The 15,669-nt window shown below is 44.2% G+C and carries 18 protein-coding genes; all 18 read right to left on the minus strand.

Features of this window, described 5'->3' with window-relative positions; all coding sequences use genetic code 11:
* Positions 1–51 precede the first annotated feature (51 nt).
* Positions 52–1,887 carry an extracellular solute-binding protein gene (locus NFR88_RS04185; protein ID WP_251613711.1) on the minus strand — a complete coding sequence of 612 codons (1,836 nt, stop codon included), beginning with the start codon at positions 1,885–1,887 and terminating at the stop codon, positions 52–54.
* Positions 1,884–2,696, minus strand: coding sequence for an ABC transporter permease (locus tag NFR88_RS04190; protein WP_251613713.1), 813 nt, complete (start codon positions 2,694–2,696; stop codon positions 1,884–1,886). Before NFR88_RS04190 ends, NFR88_RS04185 begins: the two co-directional genes overlap by 4 nt.
* Positions 2,689–3,762, minus strand: a complete 1,074-nt coding sequence (locus NFR88_RS04195; RefSeq protein WP_161907669.1) for an ABC transporter ATP-binding protein — start codon at positions 3,760–3,762, stop codon at positions 2,689–2,691. Before NFR88_RS04195 ends, NFR88_RS04190 begins: the two co-directional genes overlap by 8 nt.
* A gap of 21 nt (positions 3,763–3,783) precedes the next feature.
* Entirely contained in the window at positions 3,784–4,317 is a 534-nt protein-coding gene (locus NFR88_RS04200) for a helix-turn-helix domain-containing protein (protein ID WP_160201545.1), read from the minus strand.
* A gap of 195 nt (positions 4,318–4,512) precedes the next feature.
* Positions 4,513–5,025, minus strand: a complete 513-nt coding sequence (locus NFR88_RS04205; RefSeq protein WP_160201544.1) for a CarD family transcriptional regulator — start codon at positions 5,023–5,025, stop codon at positions 4,513–4,515.
* Between the two features lie 175 nt (positions 5,026–5,200).
* Entirely contained in the window at positions 5,201–6,142 is a 942-nt protein-coding gene (locus tag NFR88_RS04210; RefSeq protein ID WP_161907670.1) for a TIGR03943 family putative permease subunit, read from the minus strand.
* Between the two features lie 14 nt (positions 6,143–6,156).
* A complete protein-coding gene (locus tag NFR88_RS04215; protein ID WP_160201542.1) occupies positions 6,157–7,227 on the minus strand; it encodes a CobW family GTP-binding protein in 1,071 nt (356 codons plus the stop codon).
* 81 nt (positions 7,228–7,308) lie between these two features.
* Positions 7,309–7,620 (minus strand): hypothetical protein, encoded by a 312-nt coding sequence (locus NFR88_RS04220; protein ID WP_251613717.1) that lies wholly within the window; start codon positions 7,618–7,620, stop codon positions 7,309–7,311.
* A gap of 11 nt (positions 7,621–7,631) precedes the next feature.
* Positions 7,632–8,324 carry an LrgB family protein gene (locus tag NFR88_RS04225; protein ID WP_161907672.1) on the minus strand — a complete coding sequence of 231 codons (693 nt, stop codon included), beginning with the start codon at positions 8,322–8,324 and terminating at the stop codon, positions 7,632–7,634.
* Positions 8,317–8,676 carry a CidA/LrgA family protein gene (locus NFR88_RS04230; protein ID WP_160201539.1) on the minus strand — a complete coding sequence of 120 codons (360 nt, stop codon included), beginning with the start codon at positions 8,674–8,676 and terminating at the stop codon, positions 8,317–8,319. The genes NFR88_RS04225 and NFR88_RS04230 overlap by 8 nt, the downstream gene beginning before the upstream one ends.
* 395 nt (positions 8,677–9,071) lie before the next feature.
* Positions 9,072–10,433 (minus strand): FAD-dependent oxidoreductase, encoded by a 1,362-nt coding sequence (locus tag NFR88_RS04235; RefSeq protein ID WP_251613720.1) that lies wholly within the window; start codon positions 10,431–10,433, stop codon positions 9,072–9,074.
* A gap of 166 nt (positions 10,434–10,599) precedes the next feature.
* Complete coding sequence (locus NFR88_RS04240) at positions 10,600–11,664, minus strand: type IV pilus twitching motility protein PilT (RefSeq protein WP_463602641.1); 1,065 nt, start codon at positions 11,662–11,664, stop codon at positions 10,600–10,602.
* Positions 11,665–11,674: 10 nt separating this feature from the next.
* Positions 11,675–12,106, minus strand: coding sequence for a hypothetical protein (locus tag NFR88_RS04245; protein WP_251613723.1), 432 nt, complete (start codon positions 12,104–12,106; stop codon positions 11,675–11,677).
* Positions 12,106–12,534 carry a hypothetical protein gene (locus NFR88_RS04250; RefSeq protein WP_251613726.1) on the minus strand — a complete coding sequence of 143 codons (429 nt, stop codon included), beginning with the start codon at positions 12,532–12,534 and terminating at the stop codon, positions 12,106–12,108. The genes NFR88_RS04245 and NFR88_RS04250 overlap by 1 nt, the downstream gene beginning before the upstream one ends.
* Positions 12,531–13,022 carry a DUF4860 domain-containing protein gene (locus NFR88_RS04255; RefSeq protein WP_251613729.1) on the minus strand — a complete coding sequence of 164 codons (492 nt, stop codon included), beginning with the start codon at positions 13,020–13,022 and terminating at the stop codon, positions 12,531–12,533. Before NFR88_RS04255 ends, NFR88_RS04250 begins: the two co-directional genes overlap by 4 nt.
* Positions 13,019–13,342, minus strand: coding sequence for a hypothetical protein (locus tag NFR88_RS04260; RefSeq protein WP_160201533.1), 324 nt, complete (start codon positions 13,340–13,342; stop codon positions 13,019–13,021). Before NFR88_RS04260 ends, NFR88_RS04255 begins: the two co-directional genes overlap by 4 nt.
* A 15-nt stretch (positions 13,343–13,357) precedes the next feature.
* Positions 13,358–14,392, minus strand: a complete 1,035-nt coding sequence (locus NFR88_RS04265) for a type II secretion system F family protein (RefSeq protein ID WP_251613732.1) — start codon at positions 14,390–14,392, stop codon at positions 13,358–13,360.
* Between the two features lie 97 nt (positions 14,393–14,489).
* Entirely contained in the window at positions 14,490–15,488 is a 999-nt protein-coding gene (locus NFR88_RS04270; protein WP_251613735.1) for a transglutaminase-like domain-containing protein, read from the minus strand.
* Positions 15,489–15,669: the final 181 nt, after the last annotated feature.

Consider the following 15,669-nt stretch of genomic DNA (forward strand, 5'->3'; position numbering starts at 1 on the left):
TTTCTGAGACCTTCTGATCTGCGGTTTTTTCTAAGGCGCAGGGAGGAAATCCTACGACTTAAATTTCTTCCAGTATTTGGTGAACAAATCGTCCGCTTCTGCGCCAAGATTTCTAAGAGACTCACACTGTTTCAGCACTATTTCATCCGGAAACAGGATATCCATCTTGACCGAATCACCCTTAACACTATCTATAACACTGATATTTGGAATTGAGTATGTCAAATAATCGAAGTTTATCATCGCCGTTTCCTTTTCCAGCATAAAATTGATCCAGGCGTGGGCACTATCCCGATTTTTCGCAGCTTTCGGAATCGCCCAGGCATCGGTAAAATACTCACTGCCTTCTTTTGGAACGACATAAGCTAAATTTTCTTTTTCTTCGCGACAATACAAAACTTCACCATTCCAGATGACTGCAATATCCGCAGATCCGCCGAGAATCATATCCCTCGCCGAATCATTGGCATATTTGTATACCAGAGATTTTTGCTCTGTCAGATAAGCTGCTGCTTCAGAAAGTTCCGCCTCGCTGACAGTATTTAACGAATATCCCTTTGCTTTCAACGCAATTCCCATAGTGTCACGCATACTATCAGGCATAACAATTCTGCCCGCATATTCCGTCTTCCAAAGATCATTCCAGGAAGTGATCTCTCCTTCAGGAATTTTATCCGTATCGTATAAAATTCCCAGCGTGCCCCATGTATGAGGAACCGCATATTTATTTCCCGAATCGAAAGACTCCGCAAGCTGCAGATATTTTTTCTCCAAATTAGAGATATTTGGAATCGAAGAATAATCTACTTCTGCAAGCAAATCCTCGCTGATAAGTTTTTCAATCATATAATCGGAAACACAAATCACATCGTAATTAACCGAACCATTTTTTATGACAGGATACATTTCCTCTGCTGTGTCAAAAGTGTCCATGACCACAGATATCCCTGTTTCCTGTTCAAATTCTTTAATGAGCGCAGGATCAATATAATCTCCAAAAGCATAGACATGGACTTCCTTTCCGGTGTTGCCTCCTGTGGAACCGCTGAGATAAAGAGTTCCGCAAAGCAAACAAATCACCAGCGCTGTCAGCACTGCCATAATACGCTTTTTCGTCTTTCCGCCTGCCTTGGCCGACGCAACATTGGAAGTAGTCAAAACCAGCAGCACGGTAACAAAAATAACTGTAGACAGTGCAAAAAGTGTCGGTCTGATTCCTACTTTCACCTGGCTATAAATCAAAGTCGAAATCGTATTAATGCCAGCGCCTCTTGTAAAGTGTGTAATTACAAAATCATCTACAGACATGGTGAACGCCAGCAGAAATCCGCTGACAATGCCCGGTCTAATATCAGGAAGAACGACTTTATAAAACGCATAAAGCGGCGTTGCTCCAAGATCCAGTGCAGCTTCATAAGTATTTCCAGAAATCTGTTTAAATTTTGGCATCACCGACAGAATCACATAAGGAATGCTGAAAGTGATATGCGCAAGCAGTACTGTACCCCAGCTCAGTGAAATACCGAAGGCAATAAATGCCATCATCAGAGAAATACCTGTAACAATATCTGCATTGAGCAGAGGAATATTGTTCAGCGCCATGATTACATTTTCAGAGCGCTTTTTCATCGCCATAATCCCGATACATGCAGCAGTCCCGATGAGGGTTGCTATGGCGGCAGCTGCCAGCGCAATCGTGAATGTGTTCCAGATTGCTTCCATAATCATGGTATTTGACAGCATTTCCTTGTACCATTTCAAAGAAAAGCCCGTCCACAGAGACATAGACTTGCTCTCGTTGAAGGAAAAAAACATCAGGATCAGAATTGGCAGATACAAAAACAGCAGAACGAGGATCAGATAAATGCTTTTTCCAAGTTTTTTCATATCAGCGTCCCCTCCCCATTTTTGTCTAATTTAGAGAGCGCTGCCATGCTGATAACAATAAATACCATCATGACAAGAGACAGGCCCGAGCCCAGATTCCAGTTGGAACTTGTCGTAAATTCCTGCTCGATGATATTTCCAATCAGATTGATTTTCCCTCCGCCCAGCATGTTGGAGATTACAAAAGTGGTCAGGGACGGTACAAACACCATGGTAACACCGCTGGCAATACCCGGAATGCTGAGAGGCAGCAGGATATCTGTCAGTACCTTCCGCTTGGTCGCTCCAAGATCGTAAGCAGCTTCTATAATATGATCATCTATCTTCATCAGTGTATTATAGATCGGCAGTACCATAAAAGGCAGAAAATCATAAACCATTCCCAGTACAATTGCTGCCGGTGTATTGATCAGCGCAAGAGGCGGCAGATGTAAAAGTCCCAGCAGACCGTTGATCAATCCGCCCTTTTCCAGAATTACCTGCCACGCCATCGTTCGCAGTAAAAAGTTCATCCACATCGGCAAGATAAAAATGAACACCATAAAGCCCTGCCGTCCAAGCTTGCTCCCTTTTAAAATCAGCGCCAGCGGAAAAGCGATCACAAAGCAAATCACAGTACTGATTAATGACAGCAAAAGAGACAGTAAAAGCGCCTGCGCATGCTCTGCGCTCAGCATTGCAATCAAATTAGCAAAAGTAAATGTGCCGCTTCTGTCTGTAAAACCATAATAAGCAACAACTGCCAAAGGAATCACAGTACCGCAGATAATCCACAAGAGAAATGGCGTTGCAAAACTTTTTTTAGACATCGATTTCTATCGCCTCCTCTTCCTTGGACTGTGGTTTATGCATAATTTGAATATTTTCCGGAATCACATCCAGACTAACCTTAGTTCCTACCGGATAGCTGGTGGTATTCTGTGCAAGCCAGGTGAATCCGCCTGCTTCAATTTCCATTTCATAGTGTACACCAATGAATACATTGTGAGTCACTTCACCATCTAGCCTGCCTGCACCCGGTTTTCCAATAATCAGATCCTCCGGTCTGATTACAACGTCGACTGGCTTATTTCTGCCAAAGCCGTCGTCAATACAAGGAAATACTGTACCACAGATCTTCACATAAAAATCTTCCATCATTGTGCCATCAATAATATTGCTGTCACCGATAAAATCTGCAACGAAAGCATTTTCCGGCTCGTTGTAAATCTCTTCCGGCGTACCCATCTGCTGAATATATCCACCGTTCATTACCACTACTTTATCGCTCATAGTCAGGGCTTCCTCCTGATCGTGAGTAACGTAAATAAAGGTGATGCCAAGTTCATTCTTCAGGCGAATCAACTCATACTGCATATCCTGGCGCAATTTCAAATCCAATGCTCCCAAAGGTTCATCAAGCAAAAGCACCTTCGGTTCATTGACAATAGCTCTTGCCATAGCAATTCTCTGCTGCTGACCGCCGGAAAGCTGATCGATTTTTCGTTTCTCATAGCCGTCCAGATTGACAAGTTTCAGCGCATATTCAACTTTATCTTTAATATACGATTCGCTCTTCCCGCTAATCTTAAGGCCAAAGGCGATATTCTGTCCCACATTCATATGTGGAAAAAGCGCGTACTTCTGAAATACAGTATTCAGATGGCGCTGATTCGGCGGCACATCGGTAATATCCTTTCCTTCAAAGAACACCTGCCCTGCATCAGGCTTTTCAAAACCGCCTACAATACGAAGCGTTGTAGTCTTTCCACATCCAGAAGGTCCCAACAGTGTGATAAATTCGTTCTCATTTACCGTTAAATTGAAGTCATCCAGCACCTGTGTATCTTCAAAAGACTTGTAAATATGCTTTAATTCGATGAGTGATGATGTCATTTAAGTTCCTTTCTTTACATCTTAAAAGCTTGGCGGCGAACTTACCCATATCAGTTCTGCGCCTGCTTTCGACGAAATATAATGTTTTCTTGCCGGTGTATAATAAAATGAATCGCCGGCCTTTGCCTGATGGATTTTCTTTCCTATATGAATGGTAATCTCACCTTTCAGTACAAATCCAAACTCTTCTCCCTCGTGCGGATTGTCAGGATATGTCTGGCCGCCCGCCTCAAGGCTCAGGCGAATAGGCTCCATAACGTTCTTTTGCGCACTTGGAATAATCCACTCTATTTTATTCTTTAATTCAAGGTCTATTTTCTCAAAATAATCTTCATCTGCAAATACAATCTGTTCATCGCTGTCCTCTGCAAAAAACTCTGAAACAGATACTCCCAGGCACTGCAATATGTCTGAAAGTGTTGCAATAGATGGAGATGTCAAATCTCGTTCCAGCTGAGAAATGAAGCCCTTAGAAAGCTCCGCCCTGTCAGCTAGTTCCTCCTGCGTCAGTCCATTGACAATGCGCAGGGCTTTAATCTTGGAACCAATCTCCATATTCCTACTCCCTTACTGTGTCACAAACATTAAACTTCAAGTTTAGTATTTCTAAACTGTAGTGCAAGATTATTATACTCGTTTTTGATAACATGTCAATAGGTGATTTAACTTTTACAAATTTTTTGTCAAAAAAAGATCGGATGTCAAAACAATTTGCATTGTCTGGTATTCCGATCTATTTCTTATATTTACTTACAGCTCCTCATCACCTAGCCTGTTTCGGATATAATCCTGTACATCATCTCTGGAAATTCCCAGCGCTGCTGCGAACTCTCCGAAAAGAAGGTCTTCTGCACGTTTCATAAATTTTTTGTCAATCTGCCCAAGGTGGCGATTCTGAGCAAGTGCATCCAGCTTTTTTTGATGTATGGACTTGGTCAGTTTAAGCAAGTCTATACATTTATGGCTGTCAATGACTGACTGATAATACTTCGTAAGCTGTTGCATGCTACTGTTTTTGTAAATTTCCGTGTGAATCTGCGGAATATTGTCAATCAGATCTTTCGCTTCATCTTCGGAGATTACCGCACGCATAAACACTTTCTGATTATCTACTGGTGCATAAATGACGCCGCTTTGATAAAGAGGCTCCAGCACATAATACAGCCTGTCCTCATCTCCACCAGCAAAATCCGACTTACGAATATCCGATACTTTGCAAACGCCTGTCGTGCCATACATAATCAGGTCATCAATGTTATACATTTCGGCTCACATCTCCTTTCTTCTTCCATTATTTCTATCTCATTTATTATTATAACACGTTTTTGAAAGAAAATGTAAGTTTTTTGTATACAATTCCAAAATATTTTTATCATACCATTTTTTGCAACCAAAAGGGAACAGCACAAATGCGTCTGTTCCCTAAATTCTTGCCAGTTTAAAATTGTGCTACTTCAGGATCGGCTTCTTCTGTCTCTTCCACTTTTGTGCAGTAGAGCACAGGTCCCACCTCACCATAAGTTTCATCTTCTTCTACTTTCACTTTAGCTATAATCGTTACCCAGCCGCCGTGTTCCAGCAAATTTGCTGCATTTTCCCATCTGCATACAAGTCCTGCAAACTGAATATCCTCTACACAGCATGTCATCACATGACGACCAAAGACAAATTTGTCGTCCGGCATACCGCCGCCAAGAACGCTGCGACCCTTTACAGTAATCACCTTGCCGTCATACTTGTCCTGCTCCTCGTTGATATCTCTATACCACTCCGCATAGGCATTGTCTGCAATCTCAATGAGCGGCGCATTGAGATCAAAAGGCAAAGGATCCGGAATCTGATCCAGCTCCACATCGTCTTTATCATATTCATAAAGAATCTGGCTCTTTCGGTTAACTCCGCGAACAATTTTATGAAATTCCATCTTGTCAAAGCCTTTTTCGCAGCGGTTGAACACAACCATCTCAGCGCTTTTCAGTTTATCAAAGACCAGCTGCCGCATATTCTGATTATACACAGAAAAAGTCTGCGCATCTGCAAAAAACATTTCCTGATAGGTAATCCACTCCTTCGGCATATTTCTGTAGATCGTGTCCAAACTCCACATGCCGTTATACTCGATGATTACCCGTTCGACCTTATGCTTTTTCTGCAAAGCGCTAAGCGTCTCTTCCGTTAAATCTTCTTCCTCTTCAACCCGTTCAATAAACACGTTGGTTCCGAAAAACTTGACCGGATGATATTCTTCCTCACCCTCTTCACACAGAAGCAGCAAGGTTCTTTCTCCGGCATTGAAGTCATCGCCCTCCAGCGCCTCCTGAATAAACGTGGTTTTACCGCTTTCTAAAAATCCGGTAAACAAATATACTGGTATTTCCATATGCTACTACCTCTTTACAGTCCAAACAACTCTTTAATGCTGTCCTCTTCGATGCCTGCACCAATGACACACAGCATACCTGTTACTGCCGCAGTGCCATATCTAACATCAGGTTCACCCGGCACATAGTCAAAATGTAACCACTTACCGTCTTCTCCCTCTACAATTCCTTTCGCACGAAGCACCTGTCCATACATTGCAAAATTTGTCAAAGCGCTCAGCGCTTCTTCAATCTGCTCTTTTGTAAACTTATGAGATGTTTCCAGTCCAAAACTCTGGAATACTTCATCGGCGTGGTGATGATGGTGGTCATGATGATGTTCATGTTCGTGACAGCCGCAGTCACAATCTTCATCGTGGTGATGATGGTCATGATGTTCATGCTCGTGTGCGTGGTCGTGGCAGCCGCAATCCTCATCGTGATGATGATGACCATGGTCGTGATGTTCATGCGCTTCTTTCTCAAGAGTTGCCAGCTGCGCTGCCAGTGTATTCTTCTGCTCGATCGTTTCCAGAAGCTGCTGTCCTGTAAGTTCTTCCCAGTCTGTTGTTACTACAGGCGCTTTCTCGTTATATTTACGAACAAGCGCTACACAGTCGTCCAGTTTCTTCTGCGCAAGCCCCGCCGTATGGCTGAGAATAACTGCTGCCGCATGTTCAATCTGATTATTATAAAACTCCCCAAAGTTCTGCATGTACATCTTCGCCTTCTTTGCGTCCACAACCGCAACCGCAGCATTTAAGCACAATGCTTCGTTATGCAGATTTGTCACAGCAGTTATCACATCGCTAAGTTTTCCTACGCCGGACGGCTCAATGAGAATTCTGTCAGGCGCAAACTCTGCCAGTACCTTTTCTAGTGCCTTTCCAAAATCACCAACGAGACTGCAGCAGATACAGCCAGAAGTCATTTCATTAATTTCAATTCCTGCATCTTTGAGAAATCCACCGTCAATCCCGATTTCTCCAAATTCATTTTCGATGAGAACTACTTTCTCATTCTGATACGCTTCTTCAATGAGTTTCTTAATTAGCGTTGTCTTTCCGGCACCTAAAAATCCGGAAAAAATATCTACCTTTGTCATATTATCATCTCTCTCCTGTAAAGTTCTACATTATAGTATACCACAAATTCCCATAATTCTCACCGGAAATATAGAAATTTTCTATTCTGCGTCATAATACGCTTTGACTCTGCTTTCTACAAGTGCCATAACCTGATCCCAGCCGCCGATACAAAACCAGTCCTGCGCAAGATGCACCTTTACTACCTCATAAAGCCATGTCTTATAGTGTTCTATCGCCGCCTCAAAGTTCAGTCCCTGTTTCTGCAGCTGCTTAACATCAAAGGCAGCAAACTCTACCGTAATTTTACAGCGCTGCCGCGGCGCTTCTTTTAACCCCTTTGGAAAGTCCAGCACTGCTACATCTACACTATTAAAAAAGGGAGGGTCCATCCTCAACTGAATTTCTTTCATTTGATTCTCCTTTACCAAAAACAAGCAAATACACTGGCACCTACCACTGTGACAAGACCCGCCACCGCAATGGAAAGGCTGCTCATAGCACCTTCAATTTCTCCTATTTCTATCGCTTTTGCCGTGCCGACAGCGTGGGACGCTGTGCCAAAGCCCACACCCTTTGCGATAGGCTCTTCTATGCGGAACAGTCTGCAAACCGCTTCGCCGAACATATTTCCTAAAATCCCCGTAATGATTATGACGGCTACCGTAATCGTGACATAGCCGCCCAGCGTTTCCGAAACACCCATGCCAATAGCTGTCGTAATAGATTTTGGCAGTAGAGTCACATAAGTTTCGTGGCTGAGGCCAAAGAGGACTGCCATAGCAAGTATGGAGACAAGGCTTGTCAAACAGCCTGCAATAATTCCAGCCATAACTGCTTTCCAGTTCTTTTTCAAAAGACTCATCTGTTCGTACATAGGAATGGCAAGACATACTGTAGCCGGCGTCAGCAGATAACTAATATACTTTGCACCTTCGTAATATGTATCGTAGTCCATATCTAAAAGCAGAAGCGCACCGATAATCAGCACCGTTGCGATCAAAATGGGGTTAAACAGGGGAATTTTCAGCTTTTTCTTTGCAATTTGTCCAATTTCAAAGCAGAGCAGCGTAAGCCCCACGCCGAAGAATACAGACTCAATCAGAATATCATTCATCAGCTTCACCGCCTTTTCGAATCACAAACTGGGTCACTCTGCCGGAGACCGCCATCACTACTACAGTTGAAATGACGGTGATGCAAATAACTGGAATCCACACCGGCTTCAGTACGCCCCAGGATTCCAGAAGCCCTACTGCCGCAGGCACAAACATCAGCGGCATAATCTCTACCATAAACGTTCCGGTCTCTCTGACCGCTTCCAGAGGAATAATCCCACTCAAAAGACATATCAGCATAATTACCAGTCCATAAATGCTGGCAGGTACCGGAAGCGGAAGTAAAAAGTTAAGCATCTCTCCTGCAAAAGAAACTATCATTACAATTAAAACCTGTCGTATATATTTCATTGATTTCCTCGTTTCTATCTAAAATTGCAGCTTGTCCCTCTGCCGCAATTTAATAGTATATCACCTTGCCGAAAAAAAGCAACCGTCTTTCCCTCTTCACATGAAGAAGGGATCTCGACAAGTTTATCAATGGGAAGCTTAACCTAAATTTTGTTTTTATACCAAAAATGTATAAGTCTAACGGCAAATCTTAACCTAAAATGAAAAAGTATTAAAAAAGTGTATAAGAGAAACTTGAAACATGGTCGAAACATCCTTGTAAACGAAACATTTGCCAAAGGAATGCAAGTGCTTTATACACTTTTTTAGCTTTTTTAAATTCTCGGTTAAAATTTTGGTGTTCTCTTATACACTTTTTTTTAAAATTTCTATTTTAGGTTAAACTCTTGTTCCTTCTAAATCCTTTTTTTCATATCCATTTGCGCCGGATTATCAATCAATTTTCCATCCCCTGCAAATCTTGAACCGTGGCAAGGGCAATCCCAGGTTTTCTCCGCCGCATTCCATTTCAGCGCACAGCCAAGATGGGTACAGCGAGGTGCAGTTGGCCGCATAAAATTTTTTGTCGTCTCAAAACCGTTTACCAAGAGCTGCGGTCTCAGTATCGTCCGCTGAGGTGAAAACACCCTTCCAATCTCCCGATCCAGTTCTCCGGTCAGGGCCATTGCCGCTGTCATCGCGCCGGTCATCCCCCACTTGTTAAAACCCGTCGCCACCAGCAGCCCGTCCTTTTTTCGACTATAGCTGCCAACGTAAGGAACTTCATCTAACGTCATGCAGTCCTGCGCCGCCCATGCTGCCACTTCCCGGCTGCCCGGATAAAGGCGCTTTGCCTGCTGTCTCAGCTGTTCAAAAGCCGCATGGCTGGTTCCGGTTCTGCCACCTCCTCCGCCTAAAAGTAAATAGTCGTCATAGGTTCTAAAGGATAGATCCAGAGGATTACCCTTTTCACCGCCATTTCCGATATACATGCCGCAGACCTGCTGCATTTCTGCCTTTCCCTCGTCATTCTGTGCTGAAAGCGCTAACACATAGGACCGGCCCTGGTACATCTTCATAAAATACATGCCTCTGCGGTCAATAAACGGAAAGTGGGTTGCGATAATTACCTTATCCGCATGAATCCTTATATCCCGACCCCAGCCATTTATAACAAAAGCCTGCCAGCCAAAACGCTGCTTCTTTACGTCGCTTACAAAACTGTGCTCGTAAATTGCCTGCCCCTTGGCAATCTCTGACGCAAATTTCAGCGGGTGAAACTGGGCCTGCCCCTTCACCTTAACTGCACAGGCTGCCGGCAGCGGTATATCCACATGCTCCGTGTAGGATACTTTTCCGCCAACCTCTGTGATAGCCTCAATCTCAGAAAGTACCGCACCCACATCGTTCATCGTGTAAACGTAGTTATCCTTCTCTTCAAAATCACATGGGATACGCACAGCTAAACGCCTGTACATCTCTATCGCTTTCTCATTTGCCGATAGATATGCTGCGGTCTTTTCCCTGCCAAAACGAGCAAGGCGTTTTCTGTAGGAAAGTCCATGAAAGGCGGTAATCTTTGCCGTCGTATTTTTCGTCACACCGCCTGCGATAGTATCCTTCTCCACCACCGCGTAGTTCGCCCCTTGCTCATTCAAAAAATGACCAATTAAAAGACCGCACATACCGCCGCCAACCACCAGCACATCTACTTTCATATCATGCTCTGCCGTGGGAAATTCCGGCATCTTGATATCTTTTGTCCAGATTGATTCCATTGCAATAACCTCCAAATACCCCTATTGTGCCACCAGTGTGCTTTTTTATAACAATATCTAAAAATTAACAGAATCTCAATAAAAAAGCTGTACAACAATCTAACCTCACTTGTTTGAGACTGTTATACAGCTTTTATTTTAATACGCAGTCCAAAGTGGTCCTTCCTTATCCCAACCGTCTCTGCATCTGTTCTGCATTGTCCGCATAGATAAGTGCCGTATCCTTACTAATCTCACCATTTTTACAAAGAGTCAAGATAGACTGATCCATGGATAACATACCCTCATTTGCCCCTGCGGCAATTGCGTTGTTAATCTGGTGGCTCTTGTTATCTCGAATCAAACTCTTGATTGCATTATTCATATGCATGATTTCAAAAGCCGGCACCAGATTTCCAGAAGTGCCTGGCAGCAGCTGCTGTGATACGACTGTGCGAAGCACCATGCTCAACTGGGTTCTCACCTGTGCCTGCTGCTCACTTGGGAAAGAATCCACAATTCTGTCGATGGTATTTACAGTTCCTTTCGTGTGCAGCGTTGCAATAATCAAATGCCCTGTTTCCGCTGCGGTCATGGCTGTACGAATCGTCTCGTGGTCACGCATTTCTCCCAGCAAAATCACATCCGGTGCCTGGCGCAGGCAAGCACGAAGTCCGGAAAGATAGTCCTCCGTATCAATAGAAATTTCTCTCTGGCTTACAATGCTCCTGTCATTTCTGTGCAGGTACTCGATGGGATTTTCCATGGTAATGATGTGGCATTCTCTGGTGTGATTGATTCGGTCAATGATACATGCCTGAGTCGTAGATTTCCCGCTTCCTGCAGTACCTGTCACCAGAATCAGCCCGTGACTTGCCTCCGACAGTTCCATCACCTGAGCCGGAATCCCCATTTCTTTCCAATCAGGAATCCCAAAAGCAACCACACGCACGACAGCCGCCATCGAGCCGCGCTGCTGATAGGTATTTACACGAAATCGCGCCAGTCCCGGCACAGAGAAGGAAAAGTCATCATCACCGCAACTCAAAAAATGCTCCATGGGTCTTCCCGCTTTTTCGTAAATCTCTGTGACCAGTTTTGCGCTGGTATCCGGAAGAACTCGCTCTTCACCAATAGGTGTCACGCTTTTGTCCAGTTTCACGCAAACTGGACCGCCTGCCACAATAAAAATATCCGAAGCTCCGCATTCGACTGCTTTACCTAAATAATTCATCAAATCTGCCATAATCAAATCCTCCTGGTCACTCGTTTTCTATGCTGTCTTCAGGTTCCGTGCCGTCCCAAACAGGAAGGTTTTCATCAATCTCCTCATCTCTACTGGTTTCCACTCGCCAATGTTCTATCGTATAATCGGCTCCGTTAAACCGAATCGAAACTTTTAGGTTTTGCTTCTCCGAAATCGGACAGGTATAAGTATATCTGTTTCCCCTAATTGTTACATGCTCCGGCACTTTGCCCTGACGAATCTGCGCCAGTATTTCTTCCGCACGAGAATCCGCTTCATAGTAGTCTGACACAGCCTTTGCCGAAGCCTTACTGAGTCTCTCATCTGCCCGCACCGTGGAAAGACTGAGCAGCGAAAACACAGTCAGGCACAATACTGCAAAGATGACCAAAAGGGATGTTCCCCCTACTGCAGGCGGCGAAAATGATTCTTTGCTGATTTTTCTCATTACTCCACCTCCCGATTCTGCCACGATACCGGCATGCTGAACAGAAGCTCTCCCTCAGCATCATATACTGCAATCTCCGCACTCTGCAAATATGCTATGCCCGTATCCTTATAACTGAGCTGCAAGCGGAATGCTGCCTCCATCTCACCCTTACTATCTTCGAACGGTTTCCATTTTTCATTGTAAAATATCTGGCCGCCTTCCTCTCCTAAGTTTGCGCCCATTTCACGAAAATAGGTCTCTCCATCGCCAGCTTTCATGGACTCCGCTGCATTCTGCACTTCCACGACTGCCCGGTCACGGCAAATGCTTTCCTCAGAAATCTCTTTGGAAGTTGTAAAAGCCTGCAAGCACAAAACTGCCGCAAGGGCAAATACCAGCAGCATAATCATCTGCTCTATCATCACTAGAGGTGCTTTGCTTCTCATGACGCTGCCTCCTCTCCGCTTCGCAGAGTCAAAAACATAACAGTCTCAGACTCCTGCGTTCCTTCATTTCCGTAGGAAATTTCCAGTCTGCTACCCTTCATAGAGAGGGAAAACTTGGAAATCGGCATAATTTTCTCTCCATCTTCTGGCGCCAGCTGTGCTCCTTCGGCACAAAAAAGTTCCATCAGATAGCCGTCATAACTATAAATTAAAGTTACATAAGTATTTCCTTCGATTTCTTTCGCAAGGGAAAGCGCATTTCCATCCCCAAAATCGGTTACAGAAACACTGTTCATATCATCATTTTGACGCACCTGAGTCGCAATGTACTGTCCGCAAACTCGGCTGTCATACGCAACCCTGTCCTTGGTTGTCAAACCGTTGTATGCATCAGCGCCTGCAAGCAAAACAATCAGCAGGCATACTGCAAATACACCAAACAGCAATAAGGCGATTAGACCTTCTAAATGATTCTTCTGTATCTTCATTGATCATTCTCCAGTACTGTAATATCCGGCATCAGGTTATCGGCAATCACCATATAGTGCACCGTGTAGCGCTCCTCGTCAATTTGAACGCCATAATGTTCCTTCAGGTATTCAAGACTTGGAGGGTATGCTCCTTCGGCAGCATAGCACGCCACACAGTTTCGTCTGATGGCCTCTTGCAGCTGCTCTAAACTTTCTTGATTTCTACCGCTATCCAGGCTATTAAACGCTGTCGCAAAGCACAAAAGCACGCAAACTGCAACGGCCGGAAGCAGCAGTCCCTTTATCAGTCCACTCCATTTGGAAAATTTTCTTTTCATCTTTTGCACCGCCTATTAACCAATTGCTGACATAATATGCATAAGCGGAAGCATTACAGAAAGGAGAATCAGCCCTACCAGAAGTGCACAAACCAGCACCAGTGCAGGTTCTACCTTGCCGACCATCGCTTCAATCGCAAACTCGCTCTCTTCAGATAAATCTGCAGCAATTTTTTCTACGGTTGCGTCCATGGTGCCGCTTTTCTGACCCAGTTCCATCAGTCTGCAGGAAGCCGCCGGAAGCATTCCGCTTTCCTGCATGGCAGCATTCAGGCTCTTTCCCTCATCGATTAGATTTCTGCAAGCTTCGCAGCGCATTTTCGCCCCTGGAACATCACAAAGCAGTTCCGCAGAAAGTTCCAGCGCTTCCTCTGTCTGAAGTCCGCTGGATACACCCATAGCAAAGGCCTGAATCAGCCTGGAAGTATTTAACTGACGAAAGATGCCCTTATCGCCGCGGCTGTTTCTCCATGCGCCGAGAAGCTTCTCACGAAAGCTTCCAATCGCTGCAAAAGCCACCAGGAAAATCATCACAGCGGCTAAAAGAATCCATAAAACCGGCATTGCCTTATCAAGCCAGCGTCCCAGCATCAAAAGTCCGCCGCCAACACCGGTGAGTTGTCCGCCTAAAGACGCATATACATCATCAAAAATTGGGAGCACCTTTACCAATAAAATGCCTATTACAATCAGCATTAAAACCAGCATAACTGCAGGATAAAGAAGCGCGCTCTTAATACGCTTATTCAGTCTGACGCGGCGCTCATAATATGTAGCCAAGGCCGTCAGCGCTTCCTCTGTACGACCTGCATGCTCGCCCACATCAATCAGCCCGCATACATATGCCGGAAACCTGCCGCTTTCACGAAAACACTCTGAAAGAGATACTCCATCGTCTGCCTTTTGCGCCATACCCTCCAAAATTTCTTTGTAGCCTGCTTCTTCTGACAGCAGCGCCAACGCATCCCCCACAGGAATTCCTGCATGAAACAGCAAAGAAAGTTCAAGGCATAAAGCTGCTATCATCTCATTTGAAAGTATTTGATTCATAATTATTCCGTCCTCGTCTTCATTCTAAAAAGTTTAAAATGCGCAACAAATCGTTAGGTTGCTTTAACAGCTCCCTAACGATTTATTTCGCAGTTTTTTAATAGAAAAGTTTTGGTGCATAGTTGCTTCCGTCACCGACGTATTTCTTGATAGACTTACTATTCTTAGCAGAGGAAACGAATGTCGGATCCATACGCTGCCATTTAACACCGTCGAAGTAGATAGCACCATCAACCCAGCCTGTATCTTCACTCCATACACTAATCCAGGCATGATATGCACTGCCTGCATATCCTACAACCAGTTTGCACGGAACGCCCTGGCTTCTCAGCATACCAGTCATCAACGCTGCATAGTCGAAGCAGATTCCCTTTTTCTTTTTCAGAACTTTATCTAAATCAGGAAGATAACCGGACTGCACAGTCTTTGCAAGCTTGGTATCATAGGATAAATTCTTTATGACATATTTATAAACTTTTTCCACTTTCTTCAGTGGATCTTTGGTTTTGCCTACGACGCTCTTCGCCTTCTTGACTGTATTAGGCGCATCCTCATAGTTTACATACTGATTCGGACGAATGAACGGTGCAAATTCATCATCAAGAGTTGCCTTGAAGCTTACAGAAAGCACTGTGGAGTACTTATTGTCCGTTACATTCTCGAATACCGTAACCTTGTAACTTCCGTTGCCATCTGACAGCGGAAATGTAGTCCACTCGTCTACGTTAATGTTATACGTATAAGTTGTAGTCGGACCTGCAACCTGTGTCTTAAGGCGTTTTTTGGTGGAACCGATAAACTTGACCATAACATACCCGTCTTCAACATTAGAATAGTCAATGATTGCACGGTCATCCTGCTTCACGCTGGTTCCAGACGGTTCCGGAGTTAATATATTAGGGATGGAAGGCGCTTTCGCTAAGATTGCCGGTTCATCCGGAATCTCTACATCTTCCGCATCAACAAGTGCAACCTGCTCGATATAAGGAATGTCATCCATAGCTACACTGTCCTCAGAATCCTGCCCGCAAGCCGTGAGTGATGTCAGAACCAATATCAGCGCCAAAAGCAAGGATAGGGTTTTCTTTATATACACAAAATCACCTCCATTAAAATTTGTATCTTTTCTTCTACGGTTAGAAGTATACCACAGAATTTGCGGAATGAAAACCCCTTTTTTGAAAAAAAATATAATCTTTCCGAACTTTCTTCCCAAGAAAACACCACACTTTAATTAAACGTTTATTTTTAGCCATTTATTCTCAATTCAAGTTCGG

This window comes from Senimuribacter intestinalis, from assembly GCF_943192965.1.
GTDB classification, from domain to species: domain Bacteria; phylum Bacillota; class Clostridia; order Peptostreptococcales; family Anaerovoracaceae; genus Senimuribacter; species Senimuribacter intestinalis.